The sequence below is a fragment of the Enterococcus rotai genome, from assembly GCF_001465345.1.
Lineage (GTDB): Bacteria > Bacillota > Bacilli > Lactobacillales > Enterococcaceae > Enterococcus_L > Enterococcus_L rotai.
In genome coordinates, this window is sequence record NZ_CP013655.1 from 304,693 (window position 1) to 326,461 (window position 21,769).

Sequence of the window (21,769 nt, forward strand, 5' to 3'; positions counted from 1 at the left end):
ACTTGAGAGTAAACCTCTCAAAACTGAACAAAGTATCGACGAATGTGTAAGTTTCCGTAATATTCCTTAGAAAGGAGGTGATCCAGCCGCACCTTCCGATACGGCTACCTTGTTACGACTTCACCCCAATCATCTATCCCACCTTAGGCGGCTGGCTCCACAAGGGTTACCTCACCGACTTCGGGTGTTACAAACTTTCGTGGTGTGACGGGCGGTGTGTACAAGGCCCGGGAACGTATTCACCGCGGCGTGCTGATCCGCGATTACTAGCGATTCCGGCTTCATGTAGGCGAGTTGCAGCCTACAATCCGAACTGAGAGAAGCTTTAAGAGATTTGCATGACCTCGCGGCCTAGCGACTCGTTGTACTTCCCATTGTAGCACGTGTGTAGCCCAGGTCATAAGGGGCATGATGATTTGACGTCATCCCCACCTTCCTCCGGTTTGTCACCGGCAGTCTCGCTAGAGTGCCCAACTGAATGATGGCAACTAACAATAAGGGTTGCGCTCGTTGCGGGACTTAACCCAACATCTCACGACACGAGCTGACGACAACCATGCACCACCTGTCACTTTGTCCCCGAAGGGAAAGCTCGATCTCTCGAGTGGTCAAAGGATGTCAAGACCTGGTAAGGTTCTTCGCGTTGCTTCGAATTAAACCACATGCTCCACCGCTTGTGCGGGCCCCCGTCAATTCCTTTGAGTTTCAACCTTGCGGTCGTACTCCCCAGGCGGAGTGCTTAATGCGTTAGCTGCAGCACTGAAGGGCGGAAACCCTCCAACACTTAGCACTCATCGTTTACGGCGTGGACTACCAGGGTATCTAATCCTGTTTGCTCCCCACGCTTTCGAGCCTCAGCGTCAGTTACAGACCAGAGAGTCGCCTTCGCCACTGGTGTTCCTCCATATATCTACGCATTTCACCGCTACACATGGAATTCCACTCTCCTCTTCTGCACTCAAGTCTCCCAGTTTCCAATGACCCTCCCCGGTTGAGCCGGGGGCTTTCACATCAGACTTAAGAAACCGCCTGCGCTCGCTTTACGCCCAATAAATCCGGACAACGCTTGCCACCTACGTATTACCGCGGCTGCTGGCACGTAGTTAGCCGTGGCTTTCTGGTTAGATACCGTCAAGGTAAGAGCAGTTACTCTCCTACTTGTTCTTCTCTAACAACAGAGTTTTACGATCCGAAAACCTTCTTCACTCACGCGGCGTTGCTCGGTCAGACTTTCGTCCATTGCCGAAGATTCCCTACTGCTGCCTCCCGTAGGAGTCTGGGCCGTGTCTCAGTCCCAGTGTGGCCGATCACCCTCTCAGGTCGGCTATGCATCATGGCCTTGGTGAGCCGTTACCTCACCAACTAGCTAATGCACCGCGGGTCCATCCATCAGTGACACCCGAAAGCGTCTTTCAAATCAACACCATGCGGTGTCGACTGTTATGCGGTATTAGCACCTGTTTCCAAGTGTTATCCCCCTCTGATGGGTAGGTTACCCACGTGTTACTCACCCGTCCGCCACTCCTCTTTTCAAATGAGTGCAAGCACTCGGTAGAAAAGAAGCGTTCGACTTGCATGTATTAGGCACGCCGCCAGCGTTCGTCCTGAGCCAGGATCAAACTCTCATAATAAAAGTTGAACACAATCCGAAGATTGTTAAGCTCATTTGGTTGCTAGCATATTGCTTGCTTGTTAAAAATTGTTGTTTGTTTTTACCGTTGTAAAAACAACCTACACATTTGGTTCGTCTTACTTTGTTCAGTTTTCAAAGGTCTACTGTGTTACCTCGCAGCAACTTTTATATCATATCAAATCTTCGATTTGATGTCAACACTTTTTTAAAAAAAGTTTCAAAGTTTTTTTCTGCTTGATGTTATCGAATGTTTCGCGACAACTTCATTAGTTTATCAGGTTGTTTGTTATTTGTCAACAACTTTCTTCCTGATTTTCCAAGTTTTTTCAGTTATTGAAAGACCGTGGCGTTGAAATGGAAGATTTAGCTGAATTAGTTTTATTTTTACAAAAACCCTATATTGAAGACCTTGATCTGGCAACTTGTATTGAAAATATCGATAGCGTTCTATCTAAACGTGAAGTCCATAATACCATCATTACAGGTATCCAATTAGATATTTTAGCTGAAGAAAAAAAGTTACTTCATCCGTTACAAGAAATTCTAGAAGAAGATGAAGGTCTCTATGGAATCGATGAGATTTTGGCACTTTCGATCGTGAATGTTTATGGATCGATTGGATTTACCAACTACGGCTACATTGACAAAGTAAAACCAGGTATCTTAGCTAAATTGAATTCACATGAAGGACCACAAGTCCATACCTTTTTAGATGATATCGTTGGTGCAATTGCGGCAGCCGCAGCGAGTCGACTTGCCCATTCTCAACCAGATAAAAGTAGTATCACACAATAATTGTTCTTAAATACAAAAGCAAAACTCTACTGTCTCACTATTTATTGGTGACTAAACAAAAGAGTTTTGCTTTTATTTCTATTTTTAGCGTCGTATCAATTGCCTATACAGTAATTCTTACATTATAATAAGTTCAAAGTATATGACAATGTCTATACTTAAGTTTAAAGTTTGCCGCTATAGGCACAAAGAGTTCTTCCAACAGTTGTAAGTAAATTTTTCAGTCGTTGATTTTCTTCCCCAAAAGATAAATCAAAAGCCTATAGCGGTAAACTTTATTCATCTTACTTTTGAGAAAAAATAAAAAGACGATCCTGAGGTATAACTCAAAGAGTTGTATCTCAGGATCTTACTATTCGAATACACGATGAGAGCAAACGGTCCTCCATGCTTCGAGGATCGGAGCGAAACGAGAACCGTAGATGCAGAAGCAACTCATTCAATTATTGATTTGTTGACACAGCCATCTTGAGTGCTTGTAACGGATCAGAATGTTGAATCGTGTAAACAACTGCTCCTTCTTGCCATACCACTGAATTCGTTTGATAGCTATCACTCGTACTAGCTGTTAAAGAAATCTGACCAACGGTTTGAGGTGCTGGCAACATTGCTGTTTCTAAGTACGCAACAGCTTCTTTGGCCACAGGATCTGCCACTTCACCGTTGATGTTTGACGCTCGAACAACTAAGCTCCAATTTCCTTCCTGCCATGATAAAAAAGTAGAACCTGCCGCTCCTTGCTGATGCCCAGTTATTCCATAACCTAGATCAATCGGATTGCCACCATTATCGATAATTTGATTTACCGCACTAGCCGCTGCTTCGTTTGAAGCATAGTTTTTTTTCTCAAATGAAGCAATTGGTTGTAAATCATTGACGGCCAGATCATTAACCTCGATTGGGCTCGTTTCAGCATAATACAAAATTCTAAAATTAGCTTGATCTGCTGCACTCGTAGTCGCTGCAGTCAAATATTCAGCAGTTCGGCTCGTCAATATAGCCTGCGGTAGATGTGTAGTTGAAAATGCTGTATTTAATTGACTCAACACTGTATCGGCCTGTTTAGCTGGCGTATTGCTTTCTGTTTTTACGGAAGCATTACTTTCACTGGTCTTTGTTTCTGTTGAAGATGTAGATGTTTTTGTAGAGCTTTCGCTTGTACTTGATTTCGTGGTACTTGTGCTTGTTGATTTGGACGTTTGGCTCGTTTTTTCAGTATTTTTGGATGAACTAGAACTTTCTGCTGTCTTCCCTTTTCCCCCACAAGCAGCTAGTGATAGTCCTGCAATTAATATGAATGAATAAATCAATTTCTTTTTCATGATTTCCCCTCCTAGATGTTTCTTTCTTTTAGTTTATCATCAAATAGCTGATTACTCACTTTATATGATTATTACGTTAAATAAGTTGGAAATAAACAAAAAAAGAGAACGCCTATTCCATCTTCTAAACGTCCGAAGACGCCGACAGAATACCATTCTCGTGGGTTTGGCACCCAATGGGTCGTAAGGGGCTCGAACCCATGACCCGCTGATTAAGAGTCAGCTGCTCTACCAACTGAGCTAACGACCCAAATAATTAGTACTTAAATATTGTAGCACTTGAAAGTCGTTTGTTCAAGAGGAAACATTAGATCCAATGAAATAAATCACGACCATTTTATCTCATTGGATCTACTCTTTTTTATTCCCCTTGTTCTTTTTTTACAGGACAGGTCGTATGACAGTCGTCACAGCTTTTCCCTTTTTTGATTCGAGAATAAACAACATATCCTGCTCCACCAAAAATCAATACTGCTAAAATCAACGTTGCCATACTTTTACCCTCTTTCTAATGTTGCCATTGTGACAACTGGTGCTTCCGCTACTTTTGGTTTTCTAATTAGATAATAGCCCATAATGATTACGAATAGCATCGCTATAATTATTCCTACACCAACTTGGCCATTTTCAAAGATAACATGCCCAAACTGATAGATAATGAAACTGACTATATAAGCTAAACCGCATTGATACCCGATCGCCCCCCAAGTCCATTTCCAATCACCCATTTCTCTACGAATTGCACCAATCGCTGCAAAACATGGTGCACATAATAGATTAAAGACTAAAAATGAATAGGCAGCAACGGGGGTAAATGCGCCTTGCAATGCAGACCAAACTTCCACACCATCTTCTGATACTTCACCTAAATGACCAAACAAAATACCAAATGTACCAATCACATTCTCTTTAGCAACTAAGCCTGTGATTGTAGCAACAGCTCCTTGCCAAGTACCCCAGCCAAGTGGTGCAAATAATGGTGCAATGACTTTACCTAAATTTGCCAAAATACTTTGGTCTTCAGTGGCTTGTTGTAATGTAAATGTATACGTAGACGTAAACCAAATGATGATACTCATCACAAAAATAATCGTTCCGGCTTTTTTCACAAATGATTTACTACGATCGTAAGCATGACGGAGAACACCACGTAATTGAGGCATATGATACGCCGGTAATTCCATGATAAATGGTGCTGGATCTCCTGAAAACGAACGCGTCTTCTTTAATGCAATCCCTGATAACACAATCGCTGCGATCCCAATAAAATAAGCGGATGGCGATACCCAACTACTTTTTGGAAAAAAGGCCCCTGCAATCAAGGCAATAATCGGTAATTTCGCTGAACAAGGCATAAATGTCGTAACCATAATCGTCATCTTACGATCCTTTTCATTTTCGATCGTCCGACTAGCCATAACTCCTGGTACACCACAGCCTGTTGCAATCAACATCGGGATAAACGATTTTCCTGATAGACCAAATTTTCTAAATAAACGATCCATCACAAAAGCGATTCTTGACATATAACCACAATCTTCTAGAAAACCTAAACACAAGAATAAAACAGCTAACTGTGGTAAGAAACCTAAGACCGCGCCAACTCCAGCGATGATCCCGTCTAAAATCAAACTTTGCATCCACGGTGCTACATGCCAACTTGCTAATAAACCTTCAACCGTCGTCGGCACAATATTTCCAAATAATTCATCATTGATCCAGTCAGTGCCCATAGTCCCCACAGTTTGAATTGCTAAATAATAAACAAACCACATGATCAGTGCAAAAATTGGTAAGGCTAACCAACGATTGGTTACGATTCGGTCGATTTTATCACTTGTACTAAATGTAATTTCATTTTTTTCAATTGCACATAGAGCAGTCAAACGCGTGATAAACTCATAACGTTCATTGATCACGATCGCTTCACTATCATCACCAAAGATTTGTTCAGTGATCTTGATGATTTCTTCTATTTCCTTTTGTTGGTGTTCACTTAACTCAAGTTCCTCATGAACTCTAGCATCTCGTTCAAACAATTTAATGCTATACCAACGGGCTTGTCTTTCCAATACACTATTTCCCAAAACCTCCATGATTTCATTTAGTGCTGCTTCTAAACGATTATCATACGTTGGATAGTTCAACTCTGGAGGAAAAATTTCAGCAGCTTTTACAGCTTTTTTTACTAATTCATCTAGTCCTCGATTTTTTAAAGCACTAACACCAGATACATCCACACCTAAACCATAGGAAAGTTTTTCAATATTGATTTTTCTACCTGTTTTATCCAGAATATCCATCATATTCAATCCAACTACAACTGGAATACCTGTTTCCATCAATTGGGTCGTTAAATATAAGTTTCGTTCTAAGTTTGTCGCGTCAACAATATTGACAATAACATCTGGTCCACCGCTCAGTAAATAATCTCTGGCAACTACTTCTTCTGGAGTGTAAGGAGAAAGGGAATAGATACCAGGTAAATCTTGAATCGTTATTTGTTTGTTTTTTTTCAGTTTACCTTCTTTTCGTTCAACAGTAACTCCTGGCCAATTTCCTACATATTGATTGGCACCTGTCAGTGCATTGAAAGCTGTTGTTTTCCCACTATTTGGATTTCCCGTCAGCGCAATATGTTGCTCTTTCATCCTATACCCCCTCTTTCTGTACCAAGACTAGTTCTGCTTCATTTTTTCTTAATGTCAATTCATAGCCACGTAAATTGATTTCGATTGGATCTCCTAATGGCGCCATTTTTCTAACAAGTAAATCTACACCTTTTGTCAGCCCCATATCCATCAACCGTCTTTTGACAGCCCCTTGCCCATGAATACCAATTACACGCGCTTTCTCCCCAATTGTTAATTGGTCGAGAGACACCCAATTTTCTTCATTCATACTTTTTTCTACTATAATAATCTGTTTCAATACAGATAGGTTGATCGCAATTCGGCTATTGTGTAACAAAACAATACCGTTCTCACTCGAATAATTTACCAACACGACTTTCCCTCCTGGCACAAGACCAAGATTATTCAAATGCTTCTTCGCAAAACCTTCTGCCTGAATCTCTTCAATTGTATAAACCTTGTTTAACTTTGCTTGTGCCAATGTCAACATTGGATTACCCTCCCCATTCTAAATGCCACTATATGATAACGACGTTTCACTTTGTACTTTTCAATACAAAAACAACCACGCTAACTATTTGTGAAAAAGTTTCATTTTAATTATCAATGATATTGATAATCGTTCTCATTAAGTATACCTGTTTGTGAGACTTAAATCAATCTTCTTTCTACCTATAGTAAGAAAATATATTCTGCACTTAACTGGCTTAATTTGATTAGTGTCTCTCAGAACAATCGACCACTATATCTTGTGTTTTGCCAATTAGAAATTCCCTTGAAAATTTTAATAAATTTCTTTTTTTAACACGAAAATAGCAAGAATAGCCGCTCAAATCTAGAGAATACGTGCTTTCATATTTCTTTCAAAAACACAAAACATGGTATTCCATCCAAAAATGACCACAATATGTAGTGCCTAAGTGTTGACTTTTTCCCTGAGAGATTTATACTAGTGAAGTAAACTAATTGAGGGGGAATTAAAAATGAACGTAAAAATCTTTTCTAAAAATAATTGTATCCAATGTAAAATGGCAAAACGCTTTTTGAGCGAGAATAATATAGCATTTGAAGAAGTAAATATCGATATCCAACCAGACGCAATCGACTGGTTAAAAGAACAAGGATTCCAAAGTGTTCCGGTTATCACTTCTGATGCTACAACAGTTGTAGGATTCCGTCCTGATCAATTAAAACAATTGGCTAGCTAAAATGAAAATTGTTTATTTTACAGTCACCGGACAAACCAGACGCTTCATTAAAAAATTGGATTTAGCAGCTTACGAAATTGAGCCTGCGAATCCTTTTTTTGAGATAAATGAGCCTTTTGTCCTAGTCGTTCCTACTTATGACCAAGAAATCACTGAAGTAGTGAACGATTTTCTTGATTATAAGACCAATCGTGAACACTTACAAGGTGTAGCTGGCGGTGGTAATCTCAACTTTGCTGAATTATTTGTCTATACAGCAAAAGACATAGCACGCGATTACAATGTTCCAATGCTTTTTGCTTTTGAATTTAGCGGTACGAATGAAGATGTAGAATCCTTTAAGAAAGTAGTGAGTGAACTTGAGTCTAAAAGAAATTAAAGATGTCAGCTATTTTAAGCTGAATAACGAGATCAATCGTCCTGTAGATGGGCAAATCCCTTTACATAAGGATAAAGAAGCTTTGGAAGCCTTTTTCCAAGAAAATGTTCTTCCTAACACAAGAACCTTCAATACTATAGAAGAAAAAATCAATTATTTGATTGAAAATGATTACTTAGAAACAGCATTTATTGAAAAATATTCTATGGCCTTTATTGAAAAATTATACACATTTCTTGATGAACAACAGTTTGAATTCAAATCATTTATGGCTGCTTACAAGTTTTATTCACAATATGCCCTTAAAAATAATGCAGGAACAGAATACTTAGAGAGTTATGAAGACCGTGTAGCTTTCAACGCGTTATACTTTGCTGATGGCAATGAGGAATTAGCCTTAGTTCTAGCTGACGAAATGATCCATCAACGTTACCAACCAGCAACGCCTTCTTTCTTAAACGCTGGACGTAAACGCCGTGGTGAGCTTGTTTCTTGTTTCTTGATCCAAGTAACAGATGATATGAACAGCATTGGCCGTTCAATCAACTCAGCCTTACAATTATCACGTATTGGTGGCGGTGTGGGAATCACACTAGCGAACTTGCGTGAAGCAGGCGCTCCGATCAAAGGCTACGAAGGAGCTGCCAGCGGCGTGGTTCCTGTTATGAAATTGTTCGAAGATAGCTTTAGCTACTCTAATCAATTAGGTCAACGTCAAGGTGCTGGAGTTGTTTACCTAAACGTTTTCCATCCAGATATCGAAATGTTCCTTTCAACGAAAAAAGAAAATGCGGATGAAAAAGTTCGTGTGAAGACTCTTTCTTTAGGTGTTGTGGTTCCTGATAAATTTTATGAACTAGCTCGTAACAACGAAGACATGTATCTATTTAGCCCATATAGTGTTGAACGTGAATACGGTGTACCGTTCTCTTATGTTGATATTACAAAAGAATACGATAATCTAGTAGCTAATCCTAAGATTCGTAAACGTAAAATCAAAGCCCGTGATCTAGAAAATGAAATTTCTAAATTACAACAAGAATCTGGTTACCCATATATCATCAACATTGATACAGCCAACAGAAGCAATCCAGCTTATGGCAAAATCATCATGAGTAACTTATGTTCAGAAATCTTACAAGTTCAAACACCATCTGTTTTAAATGGCAAACAAGAATATGAAACACTTGGTACAGATATCAGTTGTAACTTAGGTTCAACTAATATCGTTAACTTGATGGACAGCCCAGACTTTGGTAAATCGGTTCGTGCCATGACTCGTGCCTTAACATTTGTAACAGATGCTTCTGATATCGATGTCGTCCCTTCTATTCAAAACGGAAACAAACTAAGTCACACAATTGGACTTGGTGCAATGGGTCTCCATACGTTCTTTGCCAAAAATCATATGGAATATGGTTCAAAAGATTCACTAGATTTTACTAATGTGTACTTTACTTTATTAAATTACTGGACATTAGTTGAAAGTAATAATATCGCTAAACAATACAATGAAACCTTCCATAATTTCGATAAATCCGATTATGCTAATGGTTCATACTTTGATAAATATATCGAAGGAGATTTCACTCCTCAATCAGATAAAGTCAAAGAAATCTTTAAAGATATCTTTGTCCCAAGTCCTGAAGACTGGGCGGATTTACGTGATGCAGTGAAAAAAGACGGTTTATATCACCAAAATCGTTTAGCGGTAGCACCTAATGGTTCTATCTCGTATATCAACGATACAAGTGCTAGTATCCACCCAATCACTCGTATGATCGAAGAACGTCAAGAAAAGAAAATCGGTAAAATTTACTACCCTGCTCCTTATCTAGCAAATGATACGATTCCTTATTACACATCAGCTTACGATATGGACATGCGTAAAGTTATCGACGTCTATGCGACAGCACAACAACATGTGGATCAAGGAATGAGTTTAACCTTATTTATGCGTTCTGAAATTCCTGAAGGTTTATATGAATGGAAAGATTCACCAAAACAAACAACACGTGATCTGAATATTTTACGTCACTATGCTTTCCATAAAGGCGTTAAATCAATTTATTATGTACGAACATTTACTGACGATGCTGAAGAAATCGGCAGCAACCAATGTGAAAGTTGTGTCATCTAGAAAAGCGGAACAGGCTCGTTTAGCTCTTGAGCAAGTTAGGAAATTTTTTCAAAGATGCTCTTCATCTTTGAAAAAATTTGTCTACTTGTCGATAGAGCTAGCCTGTGAAGCTGGATCAATGAAAAGCGAAACGAACTCGCCCAGCTCTGACTGAAAAATAGAAAAAAAGGATCGTGATGCTCTCTGTCACTAGCCTTTTTTATCTTTTTTCCAAAGAGCTAGTTCGTGAAGCTGGATCAATGAAAAGCGAAACGAACTCGCCCAGCTCTGACTGAAAAATAGAAAAAAGGATCGTGATGCTCTCTGTCACTAGCCTTTTTTATCTTTTTTCCAAAGAGCTAGTTCGTGAAGCTGGATCAACGAAACAAACAAGGCGCCCTCTGGTCGCCTTGTTCTATGATTTATTGTATTTTAACGTAATGGGAATGAGGAGGAAAATACATGGCAACATATTATGAAGCGATCAACTGGAACGCTATTGAAGATGTTATCGACAAGTCTACTTGGGAAAAACTAACTGAGCAATTTTGGTTAGATACTCGTATTCCTTTGTCTAACGATCTTGATGACTGGAGAACTCTTTCAGATCTTGAAAAAACCACTGTAGGGTATGTTTTTGGTGGTTTGACACTACTAGATACCGTTCAATCCGAAAGTGGAATGGAACAGCTGAGAAATGATGTCCGCACACCACATGAAGAAGCTGTCTTAAACAATATCCAATTTATGGAATCTGTTCATGCTAAAAGTTATTCATCTATTTTTAGTACGTTAAACACTAAAAAAGAAATCGATGAAATTTTCGAATGGACAAATACAAATATTTACTTACAAACAAAAGCTGAAAAAATCAATGAAATCTATAAAAATGGAACACCATTAGAAAAGAAAGTTGCTAGTGTATTTTTAGAAACATTCTTATTCTATTCTGGTTTCTACACTCCTCTTTACTACTTAGGGAATAATAAATTAGCAAACGTTGCCGAAATCATCAAATTGATCATTCGTGATGAATCTGTCCACGGAACATATATTGGCTATAAATTCCAATTAGGTTTCAACGAACTTACTGAAGCAGAACAAAGTGATATGAAAGACTGGATGTACAATCTTCTTTATGAACTATACGAAAATGAAGAACGTTATACAGAACAGTTATATGATGAGCTAGGATGGACTGAGGAAGTGAAAACCTTCTTACGTTACAATGCTAATAAAGCCTTGATGAACCTTGGTATGGACCCATTATTTGCGGATACAGCGAATGATGTTAACCCAATCGTTATGAACGGTATCTCTACTGGTACAAGCAATCACGATTTCTTCTCACAAGTCGGCAATGGTTACCTACTAGGGACTGTTGAAGCAATGAAAGATGACGATTATTTGATCGGTATGGATTAATCAAAAAAATAAGACTAAGATTAACCTCACACGGTTGTATCTTAGTCTTATTTTTTACATATCCTTTCATCGAAAAAAGTACTTCAAATAACTCGATCGTCTATGACATTTTCGTACTGCCCTTTTTAATCTTATATATTTTGCTAATATTTATAACTAATGTCTTGATCACCGCATAAACAGGGATACATATCAGCATACCGATGATACCTCCTACACTACCGGCCGCAATCAATACTAAGATAATCGTCAATGGATGAATATTCAACGATTTCCCCATTAAAAGTGGCTTGATCAAATTACCATCCAATTGCTGAATCACTAAAATCGATACTGCCATGTACAGCGCTTGCCAAGGCGAAATAAATAGACCGACCAAAATCGCTGGCACCGCCCCAATAAATGGGCCGACATAAGGAATAATATTCGTTAGACCACAAAAAACAGCTAACAACAACGCATAAGGTTGTTTAAATATCGTCATTGCAATAAAACTTAAAACTCCAATGATCAGTGCGTCTAAAACTGTACTGCTGATATAAGCTGATAAGGTCTGATTCAGCTCTCTGACGGTTTGACGTAACTCACTGCGGATACTCTTTGGAAAAAAGTGTGACAGTGCATCCAAAAACTTATGCCCATCTTTAAACATGAAAAACAAAATAAAGGGCACAGTGAAAAGCAAAATAAAGAATCTCATTAATAGCCCAACAATTTTAGATAGACTGCTTGTTACCCCCACAATAGCAAAATTCAAAATATTACTAATCGTAATGTTCGCTTTATCCAATTGTTCTTGAATATCAAAGCCTTTAAACGCATCTAAATCGCCTAAATCTTTCAACCATTGATTCATTTCTTCTGCATAACTTGGAAGAGATTGACTTAATTCCAAAGATTGATTGACCAATTGTGGAACCACATTCATGACAACCAACGCAACTAGAACAACCAAGATCGCAAATGAAAGCATAAAGCCTCCAATTCTAGGAAGCCCTCGTTTCTCTAAAAAAACGACGATCGGATCAAACATATAATATAAGAATCCCGCAATCAATAACGGCATAAAGACCGCCGATACCATTCCTAAAATGGGACTAAAGACATTGGGCATCTTTAATAAAAAGAAAACCCCAATAATCGTCAGTACAATTTCTACTGTCCAAAATAATAACTTTGATTGTTTAAATAAAGAACCCATACAAAACCTCCAATACATAGTAATTTCATTCTATCATTCTTTTCAAGTATAAAAAGATTTTTTTCACTTTAAACTGTTATCTTATCAAAAAATTTCTCTCTAATACTCATAACTTTTTCATGCTATACTTACGTTGTATAATTATTTGACCAAATCAATTACTTCAAGAGGTGTCTTATGACTATTTTAATTTATAAATTATTGCTAGGATTTATTGGCGGTAGCTTGATTGGCATGCTTTCATATATCATGGAGCTACTGACAAAGTCAGGTGTTATAGCTGTAGTTATTATCGCTATGTTCGTTTGTGGATTTGGTTCATGGCAAACTTGGGGCTTACTGATTTTATTTTTTTGTAGTTCTGCGTGCATTCATTTAGCAAAAAAGATACTCAAAATATCTGATATTGAATCTATTACTGAAAAAAAACATACAAGAGACGCTTGGCAAGTATTTGCTAACAGTCTTCCAGCAGTTATTTCATTAGTTCTTTTCTACTATACAAAAAATCAATTATTTATGGTTGGTTATGTTAGTGGTATCGCAGGAGCAACAGCTGATACCTGGGGCTCAGAAATCGGTATGTTAAGTAACAAACTCCCACGCTCGATTGTTTCATTTAAATCAGTTGAAGCTGGTCTTTCTGGTGGTGTTTCTGTTCTTGGCAGCCTTGCTTCTTTATTTGGTAGTTTGTTGATTTCAATCACCTTTTGGCTTCTTTATGGTTGGCATCACCTTTACCACTACCCCTTAAGTTTACTAATCATGGTACCGCTTATTTGCGGTCTTATTAACGCTCTTGTGGATAGCTTATTAGGCGCAACACTTCAAGTAAAGTATCGTTGTCTTATCTGTGGACAACTGACTGAACAAAAACAACACCATCTTCAACAAACGAAACAGATCAGTGGTATTTCCTGGCTATCAAATGATTGGGTTAATTTTCTTAGCGGTAGCTTAACAGTCTTGTTAAGCTGGAGCATACTTTTTTTCATCTAAATAGTAATAATATAAAAAGAAGGTTCACTTGAACATTTTCAAGGACCTTCTTTTTTATGTTTTTCAACGCAACTCAGATACTGACTAAACGCAATTTCGTTATATTTTTATAGATCGACAGATCCTCTATAACCTCTGCATAGGTCATGCCTTTTGGTAAATCGATCGTATAAATATTTGTGTAAATCTGCGTATCATCAACCAATACCACATTAAAGTTAACATCTTCTATTTCGATTTTATGTTCTTCAAAATATTGATTGATAAATTCTTTTGTTTCCTGCTTGTGGATATAACGAATTTCTAATTTTTTCGTTGTCGGAACATGAATTACTTTTCTAACTAATGTCAATGCAATGAAAACACCCACAAAACTAGTAATCGCAATAGCATAGTAGCCCATACCGATCGCAATACCTAATCCTGCTACTGCCCAAAGAGAAGCAGCTGTGGTTAAACCTGTCACCGACTGTTTGGTAACAATGATCGTTCCAGCGCCTAAGAACCCAATTCCACTCACTACTTGAGCAATTAGACGTGCTTGATCCGAACGAATCACACCAGTCAACTCTGGATGATTGATTGCATCTTGCAAAGCAGTCGCTGCAATTTCAACTTGAATCAAGGCAATAATTGTTGCACCCATACAAACTAAAATGTGTGTCCGCATACCAGCTGGTCGATTTTTGTATTGTCGTTCAAATCCAATCACGCCGCCAATCAGCATAGCCAAACATAGTCGTATAATAATCTCAGGAACTGTTAAACTTATATCCATCATACTCATTCCTCCTACTGCTCTTCTATTTCATTATAGCACTAATTTAGATTAAGAGAATGACGTTCCTCTCAACAAAAAACTGTGCCTAGGAGCTAACTATTTAAGTTAAATCCCAGCACAGCTCTATAAATTTTTATAATTTGCTTGCTGCAGCATCATCAATAATGACAACCACATCAGAATGATTTTGTAATGCACTTGCTGGTAGGTCAACAGAAACAGGACCATCGATCATGCCTTTGATTGCATCTGCTTTCGCTTCTCCATAAGCCATTAAAATCATTTTCTTCCCTTTCATGATTGAACCAATTCCCATAGAAACAGCTCTAGTTGGTACATCTTCCACTTTTTCAAAATTACGTTTATTCGCATTGATCGTAGATTCTGTTAATTCAACAACATGAGTTAAACTATCTAAAGGTGTTCCTGGTTCATTAAAACCAATATGTCCATTTTGGCCAATACCTAAGATTTGGATATCGATTGGATTACTATCGATAATACTTTCATAGTGCTTGCATTCAGCCGCTAGATCTTCTGCTTTTCCATTAGGTACATAGGTGTCTTTAAATGGTTTTTTATTGAATAATTGATCGTTCATGAAATAACGGTAACTTTGATCATCTTCTCCACCTAAACCAACGTATTCATCTAAGTTTACAGAAGTCATATCAGTAAAGTCTAAATCACTTGCAGTCATTTCTTTATATAAAGTTTCTGGCGTACTTCCTGTAGCAAGACCCAAAACTTTCGCACCATTGTTCATGCCTTCTTTGATCAGTTCAAATGCTTTTTTCCCGCCTTCTTCAGCGTTCGCTACTTTGATAATTTGCATTAAAAATTGCTCCCTTGTATTCAGATTTGGTATAGTCCAATTATAACACCGTATAAAAAAGATTTCTAGTCTAAAGTAGGTGGAAATTAAAAAAACTTCTATTCTGATTAAGAATAGAAGTTTTAGCTTTAGTAACCATCTCCTGAATAAGGAGTTTCTTCTGCAATTACATTTTGATCAGTATAATTGTTAGGATCAACACCTGCAGCATCTTGAGTGTAATTATAGCTATTAGAAGCATCTGATACGCCATTGCCTCCATACTCATATGAGCCAGCCTCATTACCATTAATATAACTATTATAGTTACTATTATCTTGTGCTTGCATTTTTTTATTTTCAGGTAGCCCTAGCTGCGCCCGCAGATCCGTTTGTATATCGTATAACTTAGTTGGGTCCAAAATTTGGTAATAAATCCCACCAATTTCTTGACCCTCACCTTCTAACTGTAAAGAATCAATATCTTTGAAAGCAGGCATATATTTTTTCTGGATATCAACCATATTGTCCCAAGTTAAGTCAGTTTTTACATTATCTTTTACTGCATCTAAAATTTTTCTATATTTAGCAACACCATCTAAACTGATGACTTTATTGACAATTTTTTCAACAACTTCTCTTTGACGACGCTGACGCCCAATATCGCCTTCCGGATCTTCCTCACGCATCCGTGCATAGGCTAGGCCAGTCTCACTATCAAGTTTGATATGACCTTTAGGAACTGTAATACCATCTAACGTAAATTCAAATGGGTTATCCACTTCAATACCGCCTACAGCATCAATTAAATCTTTCATACCTTTCATATTGATCGATACATAATTATCAATTGGAATATCCAATAGATTTTCAACCGTATCAATCGCCATCTTCGCACCACCAAAAGCATAGGCGTGATTTAATTTATCTTCGGTCCCATATCCAACAATATCAGTTAAAATATCCCGATCCAAACTAATCATTGTGGATTTTTTTTCTTTAGGATTAATAGTAACTACCATAGTCGTATCAGAACGACCTTGTTCTGTTCGTCCTAAATCTCCAGTATCGATTCCCATCAGTAAAACCGAAAAAGGTTCTTGTGCATCGATGTTGACAGCCGTCTCTCTTCGTTTAGAAGTTCGATCGATTGATTCATAGACACCTTTTACGGTACCAGTTGCATCTGAATACATTTTAATCCCATATGCACAAAAACCCGCAACTGAAACAAGAACTAATCCTAAAGCAGTTAATATTACTTTTTTCCATAGGTTCATAAGACACTTCCTCATTTTTGCAAGAATAATTCATGAAACCTATTTTCTCACAATTTGAATCATGCCGCAACTTTTTTGGGGAATTGGCATGATATCTTAATGTATTTGTAAAAAACGATTTAACTAAACCAAGTGATATATTCAAATTTCTTATTCAATACTGGAATAAAGACAGAAAAAAACTATCCCACTTCTCTTAGCTAAACATTATCACTTTGTTGATTTACTACATTAGTTAAATGATGCACTATTAGCAATAATTTCTAGGATACGTTGAGAAGCATTACCATCTCCATAGGGATTTTTAGTTCGTGACATTTCCTGGTATTTTTGAGGATTCTCTAGTAGCTCTGATACCGCTAAAAACACATCTTGTGTCTTTGTTCCAACTAACTTTAAGGTACCAGCATCAACACCTTCCGGCCGCTCCGTGGAATCTCTCAAAACTAATACTGGAACTCCTAAAGAAGGTGCTTCTTCTTGAACGCCACCTGAATCGCTAAGAATTAAATAGCTTCTTGCTGATATATTGTGAAAATCAATTACATCCAAGGGTTCAATTAAGTGAATTCGAGGATGATTTTCTAAAAACTCATTGACCAAATCTCGAACTATGGGATTTAAATGTACTGGAAAAACAACTTCAACATCTTCAAAAGTATCTGCAATTTTCTGAACTGCTTTAAATACTTCTTCCATAGGTGCACCTAAATTCTCTCTTCTATGCATCGTCATTAAAAGTATTCTATGAGATGAAGGAATCTGTGTCAAAATGGGATGCTGATAATCAGTTTTTACAGTAGATTTTAATGCATCAATTGCCGTATTACCTGTAACAAAAATCTGTTTAGCAGGATGATTCTCTTTTATCAAATTTTTTCGACTTTGTTCTGTGGGGGCAAAATAAAAATCAGATAAGACATCTGTAACTTGCCTATTCATCTCTTCTGGAAATGGTGATTGTAAATTTCCAGTCCTAAGCCCAGCTTCAACATGACAAATTTTTACGTGATGATAAAATGCAGAGATACTTGCCGCGAATGCTGTTGTTGTATCTCCATGTACCAAAATAACATCTGGTTGTGTTTCCTCAATTATTGGATCTAAGCCGACCAGAACACTGGCAGTAATCATTGACAATGTTTGATTTTTCTTCATAATGTTTAAATCATAATCTGGTACAATATGAAAAGCATCTAAAACCTGATCTAACATTTCACGATGTTGAGCAGTAACCACCACAATAGATTCAAATTGATTTTTTTGAAATTTTAAAGCCTGAACAACTGGAGCCATCTTGATAGCTTCGGGCCTAGTTCCAAAGATAGCCATTACTTTTATTTTTTTCACGGTATTCCCTCCAAAGAAACATTATAATTTATAGCTGTTTTCAATAATATTTTGTGTATCCAAAATAACTTTATCTATAATTTTTGAAACATTTTTTTTAATATGTGTATGTGCAACCATAACCACAATTAATTCGGTCTGAGCAAGAAACTCATCGAAATTCATTAACTGGTTATCTATAATTTGAGTTGTTAGCATTGGATCATAGACTTTTAAAGGTGGTGCTAAATGTTTTTCCATTTTTTCAAGTAATTGTAAGGTTGGACTTTCCCTTACATCGTCTACATCAGGTTTATAAGTCAGTCCATACAAACCAATTTTATTCATATCTGTTATCTGATATTTTTTCATAAGTGTATGAATTCTCTCAAGAACATGCTCTGGCATTGAATCATTGATTTCTCTCGCTGTTAAAATAATGTTTGCTAAGCCAGGATAGTCCCCTACTAAAAACCATGGATCAACAGAAATACAATGACCACCAACACCAGGTCCAGGATTTAAAATATTCACACGAGGATGCATATTTGCAATATCAATAATTTTATGAACATCCAGATTATCAAAACGACAAATCTTTGTTAGTTCATTTGCAAAAGCAATATTAATATCTCTATATGTATTTTCTACAACCTTTGTCATTTCAGCAGTTCTAATATCTGTAACAACAATTTCCGCTTTACAAAAAGACTGATAGATAGATTTTACTTGTAACCCAATTTTTTCATCATCTGCCCCAATTGTTCTAGAATTATAATTTAATTCTTCAATCATATTACCAGGTAAAATTCTTTCTGGTGCATGAACTAAATGAATTAATTTATTAGTTTGAGACATCCACTTTTCAACAATCGGTCGAATATATTTATCAATCGTTCCAGGAGAAACGGTTGACTCAATGACTAAAATCGTTTCTTCGGCACATACTTTGATAATACTTTCAACTGCTTTAATAATAAAATTAGGATCAACTTTTTTATTTTCTTTCTCATAAGGAGTTGGAACAGTCACAATATACTTATTTGTTGTAACATAATCTGTTGTAAATACTATTTCTTGATTGATAGCTTGTGTAAATAGTTCTTTTAAGCCTTTTTCTTCAAAAGTTGTTTCCCCAGCATTTAACGTCTGAACTAATTCTTTATTGTAATCTGTTCCGACTATTTTTTTTCCATTAGCAGCCAATATTAAAGCAGTTGGCAATCCAATATAACCTAACCCTATTATGTTAATCATATTCTATTCACTCACTTTCTAAAAATAGTGTTTCGTATTCATCAACAATTTTACTCCAAGAATAATGTTGAATAATTCTTTTTTCTGCTTCATTTTTCATGTAATTGATTTCATCGATACTTAAACAATCACAATAATCAATCAAATGAGCCAAATTATTTTTTTGTTTTGTAAAATAATAGGCACCTTCCCTGCCAACTTCTTTGTTAAATACTACATCTAATAACAAATTGAGTTTCGTTGATGCTAATGCTTCCAATAAAGATGGATTTGTACCACCAACTTCATGCCCATGTAAATATCCATACGCCATTTCCCTTACTTTTTTTAATAATTCTTGATCGTATATCGTTCCCACAAATTTTATCCTAGAATCTGTTGTAAAATTTGTTGCTTTTGATAAATCTTCATAAAAATCATTTTTTTCCACATTTGATATAATAACTAAACTTTTACTAGATTTAGATTTCATAAATTCGCTAATCATCAACTTATAATTATTTTCCGGTACAAATCTACCTACAATCAAATAATAATTCCCTGCTTCAATTTTATGTCTATTGAACCAGTCAATAACCCTCAGATCATCATCATTACAAATTGATTTTACGACATCAGCGCCATAAGCAATAAAAGTTGTTTTAGGTGAAAATTGACGATATTTTTCTTTTATATAAGCTTCAATTCCAACTGAATCACAAATTAACAAATCACTATGTTTAACCATTAATCTTTCTGAATATTTCCAATAAGCCCTTATTAATTTAGACCATTTGCTCCGTTTCCATTCATGACCATCTGGATTAACATAAAGTTTAACACCTAATTTATTTAATTTTTTTTTGTAATATCCAATAAGTGGACCTATCCTACAAGCTAATATGTAAATCGTACAATCTGAAAGATGATTACTTTTTATATATTTTATCGTCTTTTTTAAACTCATCAAATCATAAAAAACTGCTCTTGAACTACCAACATTCGGTATAGAAATATTAAAACAACGCGCACTATTATATTCAAACTCTTCAGTATTTTGCGATAAGCAAGATACATGATACTTTATGCTATTTGTTACTTTTTTTTTAGTAAGGGAATCAACAAAAGTCTCAAATCCTCCATAATTTGCAGGAATTCCTTTGGAACCTAATATGAAAATATTTTTCATTCCGTATAACCAGCCTTCCTATATAGTTCTAAAATTCTTTTAGTATGTCGTTTCATATCAAATGTAATGTCCATATTTAAAATATTTTTATTGACCTGATTAATTAGTTCTCGATTTTCTAGCAACTCCTGAATCTTTACTTTTAAATCATTTACATCTGGATTAAAAATGAAGCCTGTTACATTATCATTAATTAATTCACTACTTCCAACGTTTGTTGAAAATAAAATAGGTATCCCATATGATAAAGCTTCCAATGCCACAAAGCCAAACGTTTCTTTCCATACACTTGGAACAACTAGCAAATCTGTACAATTAAAAATTTCCATTAACTGTTGCTGCTGATACCGGCCCTTGAATGAAAAGTAATAATCATTATAGTCTTTGGGTTCTCTATCATCTCCATAAAAATTTAAATGCCAATCATTAATATTCTCTTCCAACAAACGTTGAAAAGTATTATAAATTAGATTAAAACCTTTATATACCTCTTGTGGTCCTAAATAAGTTATTTTTAGTGGTTCATTTTTTGTGACTATATACTCTTTTCTTCTATCTTCTATAGATTTATGTGTAATCGGAACTACAACCCCATCGCATTGCAAAAATTTTTCAAACTCTACTTTAGCAAGTTCACTATTAAAATGAAATAGATCAACAAGTGAAAACATTTGAAGATAATAGTTTCTTAATTTTATTTGATTTCTATTTTCTTCTGTAGAATAATTTTGTCTCTTTTTTGCAGCAACACTATTCTTTTTTCTTTTTCGTAAAAACTTAACTACTTGTGTGTCTTTAATCAATTTATATGTTTTTGTCTGCATAGCGACTAACAGTTTCTTAGAAAAGGGCGAATCACCGCAAACAGAACAGCTTACATCACAATTAGTAGCTAAATACTCTATATCACCAGCCAAAATTTGGGGACATAAACCATAATAATCATGACTAGTATAAATTATTTTTATTTTTAATCTCTTTGCCGCAAGTAAAAACTCAATAGGAAGCCCCATTAATGTGTGAACGTGCACAAGATGAATATGATTATCTGATAAAAATTCTAAAAAAAGATGTTCATTGTTTGGTTTCATAAATAATTTAGCCTCACCAATTCCATTCAATAAAGGAATAGGTAAAGGATTTATTAATTCAAAAAGAGTTATATCATTATAATCACTTTTTCGTTTTATTTTGGATTTACCAGACAACTGATAACTACCTGGAAAGAGTAAACAGACTTTATATCCAAATTCTAGCTCTGTTTCCATTAAATCAATAGAATACTTTGTTAACCCACCTGTCCGATAAGGAGGAACACCTAATGTATAGTGAAGTATAGACACCCAGATCACCCAATCTCATTGTTTTTGACTAATTAACTTCTCTATTACTGCTGCATTAAATTAGAGAAGTCTAATCCAGTACT

The 21,769-nt window shown here is 36.2% G+C and carries 18 protein-coding genes, 1 tRNA gene and 1 rRNA gene; 6 read left to right on the top strand and 14 right to left on the bottom strand.

Features of this window, described 5'->3' with window-relative positions:
- Window positions 1-70 precede the first annotated feature (70 nt).
- Window positions 71-1,631 (bottom strand): 16S ribosomal RNA (locus ATZ35_RS01445).
- A gap of 335 nt (window positions 1,632-1,966) precedes the next feature.
- Between ATZ35_RS01445 and ATZ35_RS01450 the strand changes: the two genes are divergently transcribed.
- A complete protein-coding gene (locus ATZ35_RS01450; protein ID WP_208928838.1) occupies window positions 1,967-2,428 on the top strand; it encodes a phosphatidylglycerophosphatase A family protein in 462 nt (153 codons plus the stop codon).
- A 443-nt stretch (window positions 2,429-2,871) separates the two neighbouring features.
- On the opposite strand, the gene ATZ35_RS01455 is transcribed toward ATZ35_RS01450, so the two are convergent.
- The 5 genes from ATZ35_RS01455 to ATZ35_RS01475 all read right to left on the bottom strand — a co-directional run bounded on the left by ATZ35_RS01455 (window position 2,872) and on the right by ATZ35_RS01475 (window position 6,873).
- Window positions 2,872-3,750 (bottom strand): hypothetical protein, encoded by an 879-nt coding sequence (locus ATZ35_RS01455; protein ID WP_208928841.1) that lies wholly within the window; start codon window positions 3,748-3,750, stop codon window positions 2,872-2,874.
- Between the two features lie 177 nt (window positions 3,751-3,927).
- Window positions 3,928-4,000, bottom strand: a tRNA-Lys gene (locus tag ATZ35_RS01460).
- Between the two features lie 111 nt (window positions 4,001-4,111).
- Entirely contained in the window at window positions 4,112-4,243 is a 132-nt protein-coding gene (locus ATZ35_RS01465; protein WP_208928844.1) for a FeoB-associated Cys-rich membrane protein, read from the bottom strand.
- Between the two features lie 4 nt (window positions 4,244-4,247).
- Complete coding sequence (gene feoB, locus ATZ35_RS01470; RefSeq protein WP_208928847.1) at window positions 4,248-6,401, bottom strand: ferrous iron transport protein B; 2,154 nt, start codon at window positions 6,399-6,401, stop codon at window positions 4,248-4,250.
- 1 nt (window position 6,402) lies between these two features.
- Entirely contained in the window at window positions 6,403-6,873 is a 471-nt protein-coding gene (locus tag ATZ35_RS01475) for a FeoA family protein (protein ID WP_208928850.1), read from the bottom strand.
- 493 nt (window positions 6,874-7,366) lie between these two features.
- On the opposite strand from ATZ35_RS01475, the gene nrdH reads away from it, so the two are divergent.
- From nrdH to nrdF, 4 genes are all read left to right on the top strand, one after another.
- Entirely contained in the window at window positions 7,367-7,591 is a 225-nt protein-coding gene (gene nrdH, locus ATZ35_RS01480) for a glutaredoxin-like protein NrdH (protein WP_010760423.1), read from the top strand.
- Window position 7,592: 1 nt separating this feature from the next.
- Window positions 7,593-7,970, top strand: coding sequence for a class Ib ribonucleoside-diphosphate reductase assembly flavoprotein NrdI (gene nrdI / locus ATZ35_RS01485; RefSeq protein WP_208928852.1), 378 nt, complete (start codon window positions 7,593-7,595; stop codon window positions 7,968-7,970).
- On the top strand, window positions 7,951-10,110 hold the full coding sequence (gene nrdE / locus ATZ35_RS01490; protein ID WP_208928855.1) for a class 1b ribonucleoside-diphosphate reductase subunit alpha: 2,160 nt from the start codon (window positions 7,951-7,953) through the stop codon (window positions 10,108-10,110). Before nrdI ends, nrdE begins: the two co-directional genes overlap by 20 nt.
- Before the next feature lie 441 nt (window positions 10,111-10,551).
- Window positions 10,552-11,514, top strand: coding sequence for a class 1b ribonucleoside-diphosphate reductase subunit beta (gene nrdF, locus ATZ35_RS01495; protein ID WP_208928857.1), 963 nt, complete (start codon window positions 10,552-10,554; stop codon window positions 11,512-11,514).
- Between the two features lie 100 nt (window positions 11,515-11,614).
- Here the strand turns inward: nrdF and ATZ35_RS01500 are convergent, their stop codons facing one another.
- A complete protein-coding gene (locus tag ATZ35_RS01500) occupies window positions 11,615-12,715 on the bottom strand; it encodes an AI-2E family transporter (protein WP_208928860.1) in 1,101 nt (366 codons plus the stop codon).
- A gap of 177 nt (window positions 12,716-12,892) precedes the next feature.
- Between ATZ35_RS01500 and ATZ35_RS01505 the strand changes: the two genes are divergently transcribed.
- On the top strand, window positions 12,893-13,714 hold the full coding sequence (locus tag ATZ35_RS01505; protein ID WP_208928863.1) for a DUF92 domain-containing protein: 822 nt from the start codon (window positions 12,893-12,895) through the stop codon (window positions 13,712-13,714).
- A 73-nt stretch (window positions 13,715-13,787) separates the two neighbouring features.
- On the opposite strand, the gene ATZ35_RS01510 is transcribed toward ATZ35_RS01505, so the two are convergent.
- The 7 genes from ATZ35_RS01510 to ATZ35_RS01540 all read right to left on the bottom strand — a co-directional run bounded on the left by ATZ35_RS01510 (window position 13,788) and on the right by ATZ35_RS01540 (window position 21,686).
- Window positions 13,788-14,495, bottom strand: a complete 708-nt coding sequence (locus ATZ35_RS01510; RefSeq protein ID WP_208928866.1) for an MgtC/SapB family protein — start codon at window positions 14,493-14,495, stop codon at window positions 13,788-13,790.
- Window positions 14,496-14,628: 133 nt separating this feature from the next.
- Complete coding sequence (gene nagB / locus ATZ35_RS01515; protein WP_086443936.1) at window positions 14,629-15,330, bottom strand: glucosamine-6-phosphate deaminase; 702 nt, start codon at window positions 15,328-15,330, stop codon at window positions 14,629-14,631.
- 128 nt (window positions 15,331-15,458) lie between these two features.
- Window positions 15,459-16,589, bottom strand: a complete 1,131-nt coding sequence (locus tag ATZ35_RS01520; RefSeq protein WP_208928869.1) for an LCP family glycopolymer transferase — start codon at window positions 16,587-16,589, stop codon at window positions 15,459-15,461.
- Between the two features lie 231 nt (window positions 16,590-16,820).
- Window positions 16,821-17,939, bottom strand: a complete 1,119-nt coding sequence (gene wecB, locus ATZ35_RS01525; protein WP_279614916.1) for a non-hydrolyzing UDP-N-acetylglucosamine 2-epimerase — start codon at window positions 17,937-17,939, stop codon at window positions 16,821-16,823.
- Window positions 17,940-17,960: 21 nt separating this feature from the next.
- Window positions 17,961-19,175, bottom strand: a complete 1,215-nt coding sequence (locus ATZ35_RS01530; protein ID WP_208928872.1) for a nucleotide sugar dehydrogenase — start codon at window positions 19,173-19,175, stop codon at window positions 17,961-17,963.
- Between the two features lie 7 nt (window positions 19,176-19,182).
- Window positions 19,183-20,343, bottom strand: coding sequence for a beta 1-4 rhamnosyltransferase Cps2T (gene cps2T / locus ATZ35_RS01535; RefSeq protein ID WP_208928875.1), 1,161 nt, complete (start codon window positions 20,341-20,343; stop codon window positions 19,183-19,185).
- Window positions 20,340-21,686 carry a glycosyltransferase gene (locus ATZ35_RS01540; protein ID WP_208928878.1) on the bottom strand — a complete coding sequence of 449 codons (1,347 nt, stop codon included), beginning with the start codon at window positions 21,684-21,686 and terminating at the stop codon, window positions 20,340-20,342. Before ATZ35_RS01540 ends, cps2T begins: the two co-directional genes overlap by 4 nt.
- Between the last annotated feature and the right edge of the window lie 83 nt (window positions 21,687-21,769).